Origin of the sequence: Nonomuraea sp. NPDC050153 (assembly GCF_044460125.1) — a bacterium.
Lineage (GTDB): Bacteria > Actinomycetota > Actinomycetes > Streptosporangiales > Streptosporangiaceae > Nonomuraea.
Window position 1 is genome coordinate 1 of record NZ_JBITJQ010000072.1, and the last position, 16,595, is coordinate 16,595.

13 protein-coding genes are annotated in these 16,595 nt (G+C 62.7%); 9 read left to right on the top strand and 4 right to left on the bottom strand.

Features of this window, described 5'->3' with window-relative positions:
- The 4 genes from ACIBQ1_RS61285 to ACIBQ1_RS61300 form a co-directional block, all read right to left on the bottom strand.
- Positions 1–196: hypothetical protein (locus tag ACIBQ1_RS61285; protein WP_397292739.1), on the bottom strand; the 196-nt coding region annotated here is incomplete at its 3' end.
- Complete coding sequence (istA, locus tag ACIBQ1_RS61290; RefSeq protein WP_397292740.1) at positions 193–1,788, bottom strand: IS21 family transposase; 1,596 nt, start codon at positions 1,786–1,788, stop codon at positions 193–195. The genes istA and ACIBQ1_RS61285, both read right to left, overlap by 4 nt.
- Before the next feature lie 250 nt (positions 1,789–2,038).
- On the bottom strand, positions 2,039–3,004 hold the full coding sequence (locus ACIBQ1_RS61295) for an integrase core domain-containing protein (protein WP_397292741.1): 966 nt from the start codon (positions 3,002–3,004) through the stop codon (positions 2,039–2,041).
- 556 nt (positions 3,005–3,560) lie between these two features.
- A complete protein-coding gene (locus ACIBQ1_RS61300) occupies positions 3,561–3,764 on the bottom strand; it encodes a hypothetical protein (protein ID WP_397292743.1) in 204 nt (67 codons plus the stop codon).
- Between the two features lie 728 nt (positions 3,765–4,492).
- Here ACIBQ1_RS61300 and ACIBQ1_RS61305 point away from each other — a divergent pair.
- The 9 genes from ACIBQ1_RS61305 (at position 4,493) to ACIBQ1_RS61345 (ending at position 16,058) form a co-directional block, all read left to right on the top strand.
- Positions 4,493–5,371, top strand: a complete 879-nt coding sequence (locus ACIBQ1_RS61305) for a hypothetical protein (protein ID WP_397292745.1) — start codon at positions 4,493–4,495, stop codon at positions 5,369–5,371.
- A gap of 475 nt (positions 5,372–5,846) precedes the next feature.
- Positions 5,847–7,394 (top strand): GMC family oxidoreductase, encoded by a 1,548-nt coding sequence (locus ACIBQ1_RS61310; RefSeq protein ID WP_397292747.1) that lies wholly within the window; start codon positions 5,847–5,849, stop codon positions 7,392–7,394.
- 1,740 nt (positions 7,395–9,134) lie between these two features.
- On the top strand, positions 9,135–9,875 hold the full coding sequence (locus ACIBQ1_RS61315) for a hypothetical protein (protein WP_397292748.1): 741 nt from the start codon (positions 9,135–9,137) through the stop codon (positions 9,873–9,875).
- Positions 9,876–10,126: 251 nt separating this feature from the next.
- A complete protein-coding gene (locus tag ACIBQ1_RS61320) occupies positions 10,127–10,387 on the top strand; it encodes an acyl carrier protein (RefSeq protein ID WP_397292749.1) in 261 nt (86 codons plus the stop codon).
- A gap of 8 nt (positions 10,388–10,395) precedes the next feature.
- Positions 10,396–10,719, top strand: a complete 324-nt coding sequence (locus ACIBQ1_RS61325; RefSeq protein ID WP_397292751.1) for a phosphopantetheine-binding protein — start codon at positions 10,396–10,398, stop codon at positions 10,717–10,719.
- On the top strand, positions 10,679–11,683 hold the full coding sequence (locus ACIBQ1_RS61330; RefSeq protein ID WP_397292752.1) for an LLM class flavin-dependent oxidoreductase: 1,005 nt from the start codon (positions 10,679–10,681) through the stop codon (positions 11,681–11,683). The genes ACIBQ1_RS61325 and ACIBQ1_RS61330 overlap by 41 nt, the downstream gene beginning before the upstream one ends.
- A 126-nt stretch (positions 11,684–11,809) precedes the next feature.
- Positions 11,810–12,622: a phytanoyl-CoA dioxygenase family protein gene (locus tag ACIBQ1_RS61335; protein ID WP_397292753.1), complete on the top strand. Its 813-nt coding sequence runs from the start codon at positions 11,810–11,812 to the stop codon at positions 12,620–12,622.
- Positions 12,623–12,817: 195 nt separating this feature from the next.
- On the top strand, positions 12,818–15,268 hold the full coding sequence (locus ACIBQ1_RS61340) for an amino acid adenylation domain-containing protein (RefSeq protein WP_397292755.1): 2,451 nt from the start codon (positions 12,818–12,820) through the stop codon (positions 15,266–15,268).
- Between the two features lie 61 nt (positions 15,269–15,329).
- Positions 15,330–16,058: a hypothetical protein gene (locus ACIBQ1_RS61345; protein ID WP_397292756.1), complete on the top strand. Its 729-nt coding sequence runs from the start codon at positions 15,330–15,332 to the stop codon at positions 16,056–16,058.
- Positions 16,059–16,595: the final 537 nt, after the last annotated feature.

A 16,595-nucleotide genomic window follows, 5' to 3' on the forward strand; every position in this document is an offset into this window, starting at 1 on the left:
GCTCGGAACTCCGGATCAAAACGGCGTCTCGTGGTTCCTGCCACGACCAAACCTCTCTTGGTTCGGTCTCCACGTTACGAGGGGAAGCCCAGTCGAGCATCTTGCCGAGCTTGAGGGCGCGCAGGGTGGTCTTGAGGTCGGTGCTGATCGGATCATGGAGCGGTCTGCCCGTCGTGTCGCCGGTCATGGTGGTCATGAGGGCAGTCCCCTGCCGTCGCCATCGCTGGTGCCGGCGGACCCGATGAGCGTCAGGTGGGCACGGCGGGGCGGGTTGAACTCGGCGGGGTCGCGGGCGAAGCGGCCGGCGGAGGCTGCTGGACGCGGCGGCGGGATGGGGATGTGCTCGGTGCCGGCCGCCAGCATCGCCGAGATCTTCGATACTGACAGCACGTCCAATTCCAGGGCCTTGCCGCAGGCGGCATCGACGGGCTCGGCGCCGTAGCGGCGCACCAGGCCGAGCAGCCGGTAGACCTGCCGCATCCGCGTCCAGGGCAGGCTGTCATCGAAGTGCCGTTCGGCGTAGATGCCGATGTTGGCCCCGGCGCGGTGCGCGGAGCGGATCAGCGAGTCGATGTCGCGCATCGCATAGGCGGCCCGCTGCTCGGGCAGATCGGCCCGATCGGTGCTGCGGCCGCCGGCGGGCTGGCGAAGATGGGTCTTGATCAGGTGTCCCTGGTGGAACAGCTTGACCAGCGCGCCGTCGGCGCGGGCCTGCAGGTGCTGGCCGATGTACTCGCCTGGCACCGAGTACAACGCCTTGCCGATCTCGACGTGGTGGTCCTTGTGAACTTTCACCTTCTTGAAGATCGGCACGTCATAAGGACGCTCGGGCAGCACCAGTAGGCAGGCGGCCTCGCGCTCGGTGAACACCTCGGCCGGACGTGCGCAGGTCGCGCCGTGCAGGCGCAGCCCCGCCGTCGTGCGGCACCAGGCTTCGGCGCGGGCTTGGGCATCGACCAGGTCGACGAAGTCCTCCCCGGCGAAGAAGTTGCCGCGCACGTACTGCACCATCCGCTCCACCTTCGGTTTGTCCTTCGGCGCGCGGACTCTGGCCGGATCCGTGGCGAACCCGGCATGTTGGGCGTAGTCCAGCCAGCCCAGGGTGAAGGTCGGGTTGACCGCGTCGGCATCGCAGATGACCGGGCTCAAATTGTCCGGGATGAGCACCTTGAACACCCCGCCGAAGAACCGCCACGCCGCCTCACATCCGGCGATCACCGCCTCCAGCGACTGGGAGAAGGTCAGCCAGATGAACATGTGCCGTGAGTAGGCCGCCGTGAAAATCAGCACGTGCGCGATGCGCCGCCGCCCCTGCCCAGGGTCGTAGATCGGCCCGAGCCGGGCGAAATAGATCTGACACTCCTTGCCCGGCTCCCCATCCAGCACCCGGACGGTGGTCTTACCCCGGCTGAACTCACACCGCTCCACGCAGAAGCGGTGCAGCGTGCGATAGGGCACCTCCACCCCGGAGCGGACCAGCTTCAGACGTATCTTCTCCACCTGCAGGCCCTGCTCGACCCAGCCGCGGATCTGCTCGCGGCGCTCCTCCAGCGCCGCCCAGCTCGCCCCGTGCCGGCCATCGGCCCGCACCGGCCGCACCCGATCGACGACCTGACCGACCAGCTCATCGGTCAACTGCCCCGGGCCGCCCTCGCGGGCCAACCCCGCCGCCTGCGCCGCCTCGACATACCGGCGGGCGGTCTTGCGGTCCACCCCTGCCTGCTCGGCCACCTTGCGCAGTCCGGCCCCCGTCAGCCAGGCCCGTAGTACCTCGCGTACCTCGATCACCGAAACCTCCCGGAACGCCATTCCCCCGAACCCCCGCCACGTCGGATGACCTGGCAGAAGTCGTAACCGGAAGTGATCAACCGCCCAGACGTGACACGCCGGGTGGTCCCATCACTGGCAACCGGGTGGTCCCATGCTCGTGGCAGAAACTCCTCCTGGGTGGTCCCATGAGGCTGGCCGGCGACAGACACGCACCTTGTGCGGTGCCAAAACGCCGATGCTGTTGTTGAGCTGGGCATTTGCAAGGCGGTCAGGCTACTCTGTGGTACTCGCTGATCAGTCCGGTGACAGTCCTTCGACGGTGGATTCGGGCGGTCATGTCGATCACTTCGCTGGGGTCGTGCCTCGGCGGGCGGAGCGAACGGCCCTGATGCGGGCGATGCTGGTTGAAATGGCGTTCATAGGCGGCCAGAACTGTACGCAGGTGCCGTTCACTATAGATGATCAGGTGGTCGAGGCATTCGCGTCGAAGTGTGCCGACGACTCGCTCGGCGAACGCGTTCGCCCGTGGCGAGCGCGGCGGAATCTTCAGGACGCGCACGTCCGCGCCGATGAGCACCTCGTCGAATGCTCTGCCGAACTTGCAGTCCCTGTCCCGGATCAGGAACCGGAACCTGTCGGCTCGCTCGCCCAGTCCCATCAGCAGATTGCGTGCCTGCTGCGCCGTCCAGGCGCCGGTTGGATTTGCCGTGGCACCGAGGATGTGCACGCGCCGTGTTTCGATTTCCATGACGAACAACACGTACAGGCGCTTGAGGAACACCGTATCGACGTGGAGAAAGTCGCATGCCAGGATGCCGGAGGCTTGAGAGATGAGGAACTGGCGCCAGGTCGGTGAAGCCCGGCGCGGCGCGGGCCCCAATCCCGCCGCCGCCAGGACCCGGCGGACCGTCCCCTCTCCCACCCTGTAGCCAAGACCGAGGAGCTCACCCTGGATGCGCCGATGTCCCCAGCGTGGATTCTCCCGAGCCAATCGGACGATCAGATCGCGGATCTCTTCAGAGATCGGGGGCCGGCCCTGTTTGGCGGGGTAGGTCCACTTCTTCTTGACCAGCCTGCGATGCCAGGCCAGCAGCGTGCCGGGCGTTACGATGCGATGCAGTCGAAGACGAGCGGGTAACAGTCTTGCCAGCGCGGCCAGCAGCGCCCGATCGGCCCAGTCCGGCCTGGGCTGGGGGACCTGGCGACGCAGCACCGCGACCTCATGCCGCAACACCAAGATCTCCTGTGCGGTGCCGAAACGCGGATTCTGCTGTTGGGCTGGGCGTTTGCCGGGTGATCAGGCAGCTCTGTGGTACTCGTGCGACGGTCCTTCGACGATGGATCCGGGAAGTCATGTCGATCACCTCGCTGGGATCGTGCAATGGCGGGCGAAACGAACGGCCCTGATGCGCGCGATGGTGGTTGACACGGCGCTCGTACCCGGTCAGGACCTTGCGCAGGTGCCGCTCACCAAGGATGAGCAGGCGATCGAGGCACTCGCGGCGTAGCGTTCCCACGAATCGTTCGTTCGCTCCTGGTGAGTGGACGGGCTGATGACCCGCACGCCAGCGGTGGCGAACACTTCATCGAACAAGCGGGAGAACTTGCCGCCACGGTCCTAGGTCCAGCGTTGGCTGACCAGGCGGCGGTGCCAGGCCGTCAAGGTGTCCGGCGTCACGATCCGATGCAGGCGCAGCCGCGTGGACAGCGGTCGCGCCAGCGCGGCCGGCAGCGTCCGGTCGGCCCAGTGTGGTCGTGGCCGGGCGACCCGACGACGCAGGACGGCGACCTCATGATGCCGTCAGCATCTGCGCGGCCTCGCATGCCGTCACCACCAGACAGGCGAGCCAGATCAGGATCAGCGCGCCCCAAGTAAGAGACATGAAGATGATGACCTCGAAGTGCCACATGGACACGCTGGTGCCGTAGAAGCTCATCAGTGCCACGACGGAGACGACAGTGAGGAAACTCCAGCCGGGCGGTCTGCTGATCACGGCGTCACCTTGACTACCCGGGAAGCGAACGATCGACCGCCTGCCGCCGAGCGAAACGAAGAGAGTCAGTCTTGGCGGCTGACACCGCTGACAAACCTAGCGCCTGTCAGGGATGAAGCGGGCCCGTTCGTGTCTAGAGTTGCACCACCTTGGGATCAAGTGTGCACGATGAGGGGGCCTGCCAGTATGAGCGAGCGCTCATGAATACTACAATCCTGGCCTCCTGAGCACTGCCTCGAGGGGTGAAGATGTTTCCTCCGTCTCTGGTACAGGAGCGGCTGGGCAGGAAGCTGGGAGTAGGGATATTGCCACATCTGATGATCGAAATGGGGAAACGGCCGCCACCCGCCTCCGGGAGGATGGCTCGGCTGTTGTGATCACACCTTGATTGGCCTTCTTTCTCACCCCGCCTTTGTTGAGATCGAGCGAATCGAGCAGATCAACGATCGGGTGGCGATTCTAGCTTCGACGCTGCCCGCGAGGCCTGACTGCGACGTGATCAGAAATGCGCCAGGAAACCCCGATAGCCTCTGTGACGCTTGACAGGTATTCAGCTCTCACTTTGGTGCATGTTCTGTGACATACCTCGGCCAGCGGGTTCGACATGGCTGGCAAGCCCGCGCGCACGTTCATTCCAACGTCTTCAACGGCAGCTCCAACCTGCATTTCGCCATCCAGGCAGCACGAACCTGAGTGCAGCCGCCTGCACCCGTCACGAGAAAGCAACCATGATGACTGCTACCGACCCGGCCTCGACCCGACGCGTCATGCCCCACTCCCTGCCGCCGGTTCCCGAGCCATTCCGACTGCCCTTCTATTGCGGGGCGTGGCACAACATCGGCATCGATTACCTGGTGGATTTCGAGACGGCTGCGAAGATCCTCGGTCGCACGCACCCGCGCCTGGCCCCGGCCGACTTCGACGGCCGCGCCTGCTTCTCTCTCAACTACCAGCTCTACTTCGCGCAGTACGGAGACGGCTCGAGCATCACCGAGGAGGTGGAGATAAACATCATCGCCTACCCGCAGGGCGAGGAGCACCGGATGTTTCCGGTGTCGTACGCGCAGTACGCCACCGGAATCGATCAGACGAAGTTGCTCGGCATCGGCAGGATCCACGTGCTCTGCGATAATGCGATGGCCATCGAGGCCGGATCCAAAATCTTCGCCGAGCCGAAGCGGCCGGCCCGGTTCACGGCAACCATGCCGTCACTCAACGGCCCGGAGACGTCCGACTGGCACGTCCGTGTCCTGGACGCCGACTTCGCCGAGGACGGGAGCATCACACCCGGCGAGCGCCTGCTGTTCAGCATCGACGCACATCTTGGCGGCCTGACCGGCGCGCCGGTGAACAACACTCCCATCACGGGCTACGGAACCGATTCGGAAGGCCGCTTGCTGACCAGTCGGCAGAGCGTTTATCACCCCTATCAGTACTACGTGCTGGACTCCGAAACGGCCGCACACGTCTCACTGCACGTGGCGGAGCCGACCTCGCCCGTGAGCCAGGACCTCACCGCGCTGCTGACGCACGCCGCCCCTGCAGGCGTGTGGACCTACCAGTCGGCCCCGGTCGCCGCACACGGCCGACCCTATTACCTCGCCTGAACCGACCTGGGCCGCTGCCCGGAACTTATCCGCGCTTCACGCTTTCGCCAACGGCCTCGAACGCGACCTCGCGATCGAGGGGCGTCACGGAGGCGATGGCGGACTACTCAACGGGTGGCATTCAGCGATCGACCATGAGGTCATGCCATTCCCCTTCGCCGTGGACAAGCCCTATGTCGTCGGCTCGATCGCAGGGCTTCTGGCCGACGCAGCCGGTCGACAGCACCGTTCTCGGCCACTGCGGTTGTGGGACAAGTAGCTCAGATTGAGGCTCGTCGCGGACGAGGAGGTCACAAGCTACAACGCCGAAAACCTGGGCGCCCGCCAGGACCGTCTGCTCGGCAGAGCGCTCTCGTGCATTCCGTTGCTGAGCCCGGCGGACCACCCTGGCTGTCGTCAGGAGCCGGGGCAAAGTACGCCTCGCTTGTAGTCGTGCAATCCACGAGCGGCCGAAGGGTAGGGCATGCACTCGCCAATGTTCTTTGACCACATAGTCGTCGGTGCCGGGTCGACGGGCGCCGTGATCGCCGCCCGGCTTGCCGAGCGGACGGACCGCCGCGTCCTGCTGGTCGAGGCCGGACCGGACTATCACGGCCTCGCCCTTCCACCAGAGCTCGAGGACGGGCGGACACCGTCGTTGGGTTCTCACGACTGGGGATACACCGTCCGGGGTGCCGGCGACAACGAGTTCTGGCTCCCCCGCGGCAAGGTCGTCGGCGGTTGCTCGAGCATAAACACCTGCATCGCGCTCCGGCCGGAGCCCGGCGACTTCGACGACTGGCCGTCGGGCCGCGTGAGTTGGTCGTGGGAAGCGGCGCTGGAGGGGTTCGTCGCGATTGAGACCGATGTCGATCGGGTCGGCGGTCACCACGGCAACTGCGGCCCCCTTCGGATCGCCCGGACGCCGAGTGAGCGGATGACTTCGCTGTCCCGGGCGTTCGCCGAGGCGTGCCGGCGGGCCGGATTCGACAGTACCGCCGACCACAACGAGCCCTACAGCACCGGTGTGGGCCCCCTGCCGTTGAACGTCGACGGTTCTCTGGGCCGGATCTCGACGGCGAAAGCCTTTCTGGAGCCGGCACGGCAGCGGGCCAATCTCACCGTCATGCCGAACACCTTGGTGGATTCGGTGCTGTTCACCGGATCACGCGCGACGGGAGTCCGGGTCATCGCCGATGAGCAGGAGCGCGACATCGGTGCGGCTGAAGTGACGATCGCCGCTGGCGCGATCGGTAGCCCGGCGATCCTGCTCCGTTCCGGCATCGGTAAGGCCGAGGACCTCAGTGCACTCGGGATCGACGTCATCGTCGACCTCCCCGCCGTCGGCCAGAACCTTGCGGACCACTCGCAGGTACCGATCATCTGCGCCCCGGCGCAGGGCGCGGCAGACCCTTCCGCGCTCTGCGCCGAGGTCGTCCTGCGGTACCGCGCGCAGGGCTCGAGCATGGCCAATGACATGCAATTGTGCCTGCTCAACCATGTCGAGATGAGCAAGTACGCGCCCCGCCTGGCCGCTTCCGTGGGAGGCAGCCACGCTTTCGTGATCACCGCGAATCTGATGGGGCCGGAGTCGCGGGGCACCGTACGGCTGGCCTCTCGTGATCCCCGTCAAGGCCCGGTGGTGTACCTCGACCACCTCGCTGCGGCATCCGATCGGGCCCGTCTCCGCGACGGGCTACGGCTGGCGCGGCACATAGCGGACGATCCGGCAATCAGTAAGTTCATTGAAAGACTCGTGGACGTCGACGGCTGGTCCGTCTACGACGACGCGAGCACGGACCGCTACCTTGCGGCGCACCTGCAGACGGCGCACCATCCGAGCGGCACCGCAGCCATGGCGTCGAGTGCTGCCACAGGCGTCGTCGACAGCGAATGCCGGGTCTTCGGCACGGACGGGCTCCGCGTCGCGGACGCCTCGGTCATCCCCTCCTCGGTGCGGGCCAACACCAACCTGACCTGCATCATGATCGGCGAGCGCGTCGCCGAATCGTTGTCCGAAACCGTTCAGGGAGTGGCCTGTTGAAGCCGTTCAAGGTCAAGCGGGCCCCAGACTGCAGCGTCAGGGAGAGCGTTGTGGTGCCCGCTCGTTCAAGGAAAGCAACCCAGCGGCACTGGCCGGCTGCGCAAGCGCGGCCATACGACCACGGAGACGGCCGCGCAGGGTCGCCGACGCGCTGAGGCGTTAGGGAGGCGGCGGTGGGCTGCTGCGGCCTTGAGGATGAGGACGGGGTAACCGCGCTCAGGAGCGTCTCCAGCGCGTGGGGGCAGGTGAAGCCGGCGCCGCCCTCCAGCACAGGCCGGCATCACGCACAGATGAGGGTCAGCGCTCGGCGCATTCAGGCACTCAGCCCTGAGGCGCGATATTAAAAAAGGAAGAGATACTGCATTCAGAGCATCTGCGACCACCCCTCAAAGAGGGTATGTAGAGGGAATTTAGATCGCTCTACTAAAATGTTTGGCCCGCATAATCCTAACACTAAACGTTACTCAGTGTGCATAGGACATGGCAAAAAAGGTCTTGTGACATAAACAATCGCAAAGGTACGCTCTGTCTGCTTGGCAATGCTCTGAGCCTCCGTGACCAAGAATGCGTTCTGCGCCGGCCGGGAGAGCATTGTCTGGCGTCCTAGCGGCGACTCGTCGGTTCGGGGTGTGACTCCATGTTGCCTTCTCCATTGTCTTCTTCTCTGATTCGCAACGCATGGCGAGTTCTCGCGCCCTTGACGTTGTTGCCTGGCCTGACAACGAGGCGGGACGCGCACTTGCCGGTGCTGCCGAGCGGTTCGGGGCGGGCGACCGTGATCGGCTCGCTGGTGGTCTTGACGGTGGGGCGTCGACCTCGGCGCGGATGGCCTGAGCGGGCGGTGATGTGCGTGCCAAGAGCGTAGGGCCCTTGCGTAGTGCGGACGTTGGTCTCCCTGGGCACTCCCTCGAACACCTGATCACCCGATCCAGGCCGTGGTGATCACGGCCGAGATTGGCGACGCTGCAAGCGCCCCCACACCAGAAAACGAACACTCAACGACGAATCCCGCGCTCGTCCAATCCCGTCCCTCCACGGATGAATGGACGCCTCGCTCCTCCGGCACAGCGCGGCCGACGCCAGATGTCATCAAGCGCTGGTGACCCCAGCATCTACGGATCTCTAGATCGCCTGCACAAAAAGTGACGCTACACAGAAAAGCTCCGGAGCCACTTTCACGAAGCACCATCACGCGGCCCCGGCCACTACAAGACTCGCATGTACGGAGCCGTCAGGTGCAACCACGTCGATGCCTTGAACGCTTCGGCTGGAAGGCCGGCATCGACACGTCGGCCGTCCCGAGGACCATATACCGCATTTGACCTCTAGCAGCTGACCCCGGCACCGCAAGATCTCATGATGTCGAAGTATCTCGGACGCTGCCGTTTTCCTGCTGAACGTAGCGTCCCGGACTAACCGGGAGGTGGAGTTCCACGCGTTCCCGCATGGCTCGATCGCGCATTTCCAGGAAATCCAGCAGTGACTTCATCGTGCCTTCCCGAACGCAAATTCCAGCGGGCCTTGTGTGGAGACCTCAGGCAAGCCTATAAAGCCCATGCCAGCATACAGACCACAATTCCTGTGAGGAAACCGCACATTCCCCGGAGTGCACGCAGTTTGGCACGTGCCTTCCAATTCGCTGCATGGTAACGTACAAGCAGATATCGTGCATTTCGGTCACAAACGTGACGAGAAGGGAGTTCCATGGTAAGTGGGCAGCAAACCGCAGAGGGTGTTGAGGTGATCGTTACCTGGCAGAGCGACCCTGCTCATCTGCGGGGACGCGGCAGCGGGGGGCGGATCAACCTGAAGTCCGGCGAAGAACTCAAGTTTGGGATATCAAAACGCTCGGGGAAGATCCAGCCGAACGCCGAACCCAGCCTCGGAGCACTCAAGGTTTCCGCCCAGCAACCTACTGTGTCCAATCTCACCACGAGCACCACCTATGCTGTGGAAAATCTGGAAGGTGGCGCCGAGTTGGTCAAGGTGCGCCCTCGACAGCTGGACCTGGTCATTCCGTTTGAAATGTCGCGCATCTTGATCCCGACCAGCGCGGGCGTCACCGAACTCACCGTCTACGCCCCTCCTCCGCGTCTACTCCAGATGGACCTGGCCACGAGGGCGATGGTCTCGTCGATTCACCTGGACAAGACGAGCAAGTACTTCCTTGTTCTCGTCGCGCTGTGTGAACCGCGTTTACGCGGATCCTCTATGGCAGCCGTGCCATCACTCCGAGAGGTTGTCGAGAGGCTGAGGGGAGTTGATCAATTCAGGGACGCAAACCGTAGCAGTGTCAACTACCACATCGACTACCTAGCGGTTCGGAAGCTCCCGGTGGGACAGTGGTCCAAGTGCGAGGACGACGGACCCAAGCATTCCAAACGTGAGGCATTGGTCGCCTTCGCGCTTCGGTTCGACCTGGTGAGCGAAGAGGACCTCCGCTTGCTCCCTCCCAGCTCCGCCTCCCGCCGAGTCTCGTGACCGGCCGCTGCGGCGTTCCAAGACTTTGCCACTCCGCTGAGTTCAGCACCTGGTCATCAGCAGTGCGCGACAGCGTCTGTGGTCGGGCTCCCTGTCATCCATGAGGATCGGGGCGGAGTCGCATGACTTAGTATTCGATGCATTATCGCCGCCCGTCAGGCAGGCACATTCAGTGTCAGCATATCCATATTCCGATCTTCGGGCTGCAGTCGGTGGTCACCCAGCGCCGCCCTTCTGAGGAGTTTCCAAAGATGAAGGCCGAATACGAGAACGAAGCGGACCGCACGGCGGCCCTTATCGAGATATGGCGCGAGGTTCTCGGCCCCGAGAACCTCGACGAGAACTCGGATCTCTTCGAGGCCGGCGGAACGTCGATGCAGGTCCTTCAGATCGTCGGCCGGGTCTCCGAGGTCATGGAGGCGGATGTCCGCCTGCGCCAGGTCTTCGAGCACGCGACGCCGAAGAGCCTCTCGGTGTTCCTGGGCGCCTCCAAGCTCCAGTCACAGAGGTGAGTCCAGCAGTGCACACCTGGGATCAGCGCTTCGAGTCTCTGCTGCGCGCGGCGCTGCGTGATCTGCCGGACGACCACCAACTGACTGCGGATCTGGACACCAGAGCTGCCGGCCTGACCTCCATTGCGGCCGTCGATCTCCTCTTGAAAATCGAAGCAGCGTACGGGATCTCGATTCCTGAGGACCTGCTGAAGTTCGAAAGCTTTAGCACGCCTGGTGCCCTCTGGTCGCTGGTCGGCCTCCTGACAGGCCGAGCATCAGGCACTGACATCGCATACCGAGAGCGAACTCATGCTGACGATCTACACCTCGGCCCCATGGCTAATGAGTGATGCTCGCGAAGAGCCGTTCAAACATCTCGACGACATCATCGTATGGACCGAAGAGCTGGGCTGTGCCGGGATGCTGATCTTCTCGGACAACATATCGTTCGATCCGTGGCTCATCGCCGGCAGGGTCCTCGAGAAGTCGCGCGACCTGGTCCCGCTCGTTGCCGTTAACCCCATTTACCAGCACCCGATGTCGGTCGCGAAGAGCATCAATTCGATAGCCGCCGGCAGCGGTCGACGCATCGGTGTGAATCTGGTGGCCGGCGGTTTTTCCAGGCACCTGAGGGAGATGGGCTGCAACCTGGACCACAGCCAGCGATACGACAGGCTTGCGGAGTTCGGCACCATCATCGCAGAGCTGACTTCAGGGGAGCAGCCGCTGAAGTACTCCGGCGAGTATTACCAGCTGAACGGGCTCCGTCCGGCCCCTCCGCCGATCGCCGGCCTGGAGCCGCGCATCTTCGTATCAGGAACGTCGGAGAGCTGTATCCGAGTGCAGAGGGAGCTCGGTGCGACACGGCTGAGCTATCCACGAGAGCCGCGGGAGTATGCCGAGGAGTCCTTGCCCGCGGACAGCGGATTCCGGCTGGGCATCATCGCTCGAGAGGATTCGAGCACTGCCTGGCGGCTCGCCCACGAGCGCTTCCCCGTCGATCGGCTTGGCGAGGAGTTCCATGACCTCGCGTATGAATCGGTCGAATCCCACTGGCATCGCCGGCTCTCGGAGGATGCCATGAAGGTGAGCGCCCCGGTGGGCAGCTACTGGATGTACCCGTTTCGGGCATATAAAACGTTCTGTCCGTACATAGTGGGAAGTTATGCGGAAACAGCGGGCCTCTTGCTGCGGTACATGCAACTCGGCGCCTCGACCTTCATCCTGGACGAGGCCTCGAGCAAGGACGATTTGTTTCACTCGGTTCAGGTGCTGCGTTTGGCCTGGTCGAAGTTCACGGAGAATCGTTCGTGAAGCCTGTCTCGGGCATCCAAGATCGTAGGCAGTGGTCTTGATGCATGCATGCCACAGCGCTTGATCATGCCTTCCAGGCGAAGTCGCTTCCGCCGAAATCGCAGACCACTCTCAATGGAGGCAAAAGTGCAGAATGACAACCTGCTCACCCCCCAGCAGATCGAGGACTACCATCGAGCGGGATTCGTTTTTCAGCCCGGCGTGCTTGAAGCGAGCGACATCGAGCTGCTGAGAAGGGAGGCTGAGAGGGAACTCGCACAGGATTCGCCGAGGCGCACCGTCGAGGCCGGGACTGGGCTCCCTTATCGTGTCCACGGCTCCCACCTGAACAGTGATCTTTTCTCTCGGTTTGTCCGCCATCCTAAAATTCTCGGCCTTGCTCGACAGCTGTTGAATGACGACGTGTACGTCCACCAGTTCAAGGTCAACAAGAAGCGTGCCTTTCAAGGCGAGATCTGGCGATGGCATCAGGACTTCATGTTCTGGCATAACGAGGATCAGATGCCGGAACCGCGCGCGCTCACTGTCGCCGTCTTTCTCGACGAGGTGACAGAGTTCAACGGCCCTCTAATCGTTGTTCCCGAAGGCCATTCCGAGGGGCTCATCCCTGCCGCCGCAAAGAATGAAGGTTGGGAGTCGACGTTGACTAACGACCTGAAGTATTCGCTCGAAAATTCAGAGCGCATGCAAGCGCTGGTCGAACAGCACGGCCTTGTGGCCCCCAAGGGGCCGCGGGGTTCCTTGCTCTGGTTTCACTGCAACATTCCCCATGGATCGGCACAGAACATGTCGCCGATCGATCGATCCCTGCTTCTCTTGAGCTACAACGCCGTCAGCAACGCGCTCCCAACTCCTAGTCCCCGCCCTGAATGGCTGGTAGGCAGGGACTTCGCACCCCTGAAACCCCTTGAGGGGACACTGATCGCCCCCGCGGCGTAGAAGGGTAGCGACTTCTGGCGGGAGGTAGGTGCTGAACATGTACGGGACGTGCACCCTGAATCCATCCATGGACTTTCCGACGCCCAGATCGGTCAGATCCAAGGAACTAGCAGTGTGTTTCTCTTTGGATACTCGCCCGACCGGCCAAGGGAAAAGCACGCCTCGATGGGATGCCGCTGCGAGGAGGAACCGAGGATGAAGATGAATGCGCGATATTCTATGGAGAGCCTTGCGCTCGACCCTGCAACCGCCGATGCGTTGCGCATCCTGGCCGAGCGGCGGGGGACGCCAGAATCTGCTGTTCTGCTCTCGGCCTTCGCAGCGACACATCATCGCCACAGTCGCCAGGATCCGGTCACTATCGGCCTTGTGCTCGACGAACGCCCACCTCATAGTGACTCAGCTACCGCTTGCTGCATTCCGCTCCGAATAGCTTTTCCTTCAGGAGCCACCTTCGAAGACCTTCTCGTGAGTACAGCAGTGTCGTTCGAAGAGGCGATCGAGCAGCGAAAGATGCATTCTGATGCTGATGACGGGCAGCTTCCTCATTTCCCTCTCAGGTTCGCTGTCACCGGCCTGGACACCCGTGATCCAGGCGTAGCACTTCCCGGCCTTTCTGTTGACCCACCAAAAAAGGCCGGCGAAGCGGAGCTGTCAAGGGCGGCCTGTACGGTGAGATCAGGGGGAGTAGCGGTGCTGCTCGAACTGGACTGCGACGGGCATTCACTTCCCGGTATCGGCTCCCATCGATGGTGGCGATCGTTCCACGTGCTGCTCCAGGATGCCGTCAAGCGGCCTCACGCGCGCATCGACGAACTGCGCATGCTCTCCAGCGATGAGGAGGACGAGCGCGCAGCCGTCATCAACTCGACCTTCGATGTGTATCCTCATCTCAAACCAATTCACCAGCCTTTCGAGTCAGCCGCACGAGATCATCCTGACCGGGTAGCGATCCACTTCGGAGACGTCGCCGTCACTTACGGTGAGCTTGACCGGAGAGCCAATCACATGGCTCAGTCGCTGGCCGGCGCGGGAATCGGGCTCGAACGGGTCGTCGGCATCTGCATGGAACGTTCGCCGGAACTTATTGTTTCTGTGCTCGCAACACTGAAGGCGGGCGCTGCATTCGTCCCTCTCGACCCAAGTCTACCTGTCGGCCGTATTCAATCGATCGTCACAGGTGGCGAGCTGGCCGCGATCATGACCGACGAAAAGTTCAACCCTCTGCTGCAGGATACGGGGGTCATGCTTTTCCAGGTCGATGACACCGGCTCGGTCGCTCCGCCGCCGGTCGAGGTCGCCTTGAATGACACTGCCTACATCTACTTCACTTCCGGATCAACTGGCGAGCCCAAGGGTGTCGTTATTGACCACCGCTGTGCTGCTGGACGTATCGAATCTCTGCTGCAGCGTTTTCCTCTCAAGGAGGGCGAGTCCGTTCTTCTGAAGACGCCCCTGATTTTTGATGTGGCGATTTGGGAGATCTTCGGGCCGCTCAGTGTGGGTGCAACTATTCAAATGGCGCTTCCGCGTGGTGAGGCCGATGCCGACTACCTCGCCGGACTGCTGAGTACGCGTGGCCTCGTCGCGACCCATTTTGTGCCCTCCATGTTGAGTGCATTTCTCGACTATGCGCGACCGCAGTCGTATCCAGATCTTCGGTGTGTATGGGTCTCCGGAGAGGCTGTATCCAGCTCACTTCTGGATCGCTTCACTCAGCACTTCAGCGCCGAGTTCCACAACCTGTATGGGCAGACGGAGACGTCGGAGGTGGCTGCGTGGACAGGATCGAAGCACGATTCTGTGTACGGTGTCCCGATCGGCAAGCAAATGGGAGTCTATCGGCTGTTCGTCCTCGATGATGCGCTCAACCTGGTACCACCCGGAGTGGTCGGACAGTTGGGGGTCGCCGGGGTCGGAGGGTTGTCCACTGGCTACCAGAATAATTCGGAGCTCACCGCCGAGCGATTCGTGGCTCATCCTTACCCGCTTTCCCCGGATGAGCTGCTCTATCTCACTGGTGATCTCGCGGTAGTTGACGAGGATGGGATCATCTCGTTCCTCGGGCGATCCGACACCCAAATCAAGATCCGTGGATGCCGGGTCGAAGTCGGAGAGGTGGAAGCGGTTCTTGAACGTCATCCAGGCGTTCGCAGCTGTGCTGTCATAGCCCTCAAGAACGATACAGATGAAGACGAACTGATCGCCTACTTCGTGGGTGACGAAGTATCCGTGAAGATCCTGGCTGATCACGCCGGCCAGTATCTGCCTGAGTACATGCTGCCATCAGCCTACGTCCGTATGGAGTCCTTTCCTCTCGGTCCTTCCGGCAAGCTTGACCGGCGTCGTCTCCGTGCTCCTACACCCGCAGATCGAGCGGCGAGGGCTGCAGGGACTACTCCAAGCACTCCCATGGAGATGGCACTCGCTGAGCTCTGGAAGAGAGTACTGAGCTTGGCATGGGTCGGATGTGAGGATAGCTTCTTCGCGGTCGGCGGAAACTCGCTGAAAGCCCTGAAGATGCTTCATCGGGTCAAGTCCATGTTCGGCGTGGAGATTTCCGTTAGAACTTTTTCTGGCGATCCGACAATATCGGGTCTCAATGAGATTCTGTCGCGAGAGTCACCAAGAGCCCGTGACGCCTGATGCTGGGAGTCACCTATCACGTTGCGGAGACCGACAGAGTATGATAACTAGACTGGTTGGCTTGGACTTTCCGGGGCGACGAGTTGAAGCCGGAATAACCGACCTGCACATGTCAGACTTCGGCATCGAGGTGATTTCGATGATGGGCGATCCGCTTCCCGTACGTCTCAATGCCAGAGATTACGCCTCGGACCTGCTCGCCGGGTCACCTCCTGTCAGCCACGGGGTGCAGGCCATACTTGCGTACTGCGCAGCTGCACCGATTGCTCAGGAAATGGCGCAATTACTGCTGGAGAGGGATGGCGGCCCATTGCCGCTGGTGCTTTTTGACGCCGACCCATGTGGGGCAGATGCAATATGGCAGGCGTACTTGGCGTGTCTCGGTGAAGTTGATGGGCCGGCGTCCAGCGCGCCGTTGAGTGCGTCCCTGTTGTCGGAACTCCTGGACGATCCGCGCGCGCTGGTCGGCGTTCTCGAGAGGGACCTGTCTGACCGTGTGCTCAAGAGTCTGGCTGCGGACGACACCAGCGAAGAGGAGCTCGTTTTCTGCCACGAACAGATCATGCGATCCATGCTCGACTATCTCATCTATCTTGTATCGGCGCACCATTCTACGAGGCCTTCATGGGGAGGAAGCGTCCTTCACATCGTGTCTGAAGGTCATCCGTACTGTGGGGCGTGGAAAGGTGCATCGCAAACTCAGCTGGTTCGGGTGAAGTGCGATAGAGCAAGTCTGCTGCGTCATCCGGACGCCGTGCAGGCGGTGTTGGCGTTTCTGAAGTCGCGCTGAGGATCGCCTCCCGTTTTCCTTGATGAGGCGGTTGGTGCTTCGGAGCCGGTGGGGGTGAAGGCGAGAATCTCGGGCCGCCACGTCTCGGTCGTGATGGCCAGGCATGCAGGTTCGCGCAGGCCAGAGGAGGCGCAGCGGTCGTAGCAACGGAGCAGCCGGTCGGCGATCAGCGTGCGGTCCGGGTGGGGGCGAGGCTGGACGGGCTGGTCTCCGTCTGCGTTCCCGGGGCCAGGATCCGCGAGCCGGGCCGCCGCTCGGGCAAGGCCTGCAGGTCATCGACTATTGGATCCAGCCGGTAGGCGTGCAGCCGGGCTGCCGAGCGGGCCAGCCGGTTGCGCGGTTCCCACTTGTGGTTGCTCTTGCGGCTACGCCGGCCGAGACCTGGACGCTGAGACGGCGATCTCGGTGACGGCCTGCTTGGCCAGCTGCACGACGTGGGCCGGTGTCAATCCCCCCAAACCGTGGAGACGGTTCTATGCCACAGCGGTCCTTAGCAGGGCCGTTGATGCTTGCCTCTTCTCGATCATCAGGCGCTCG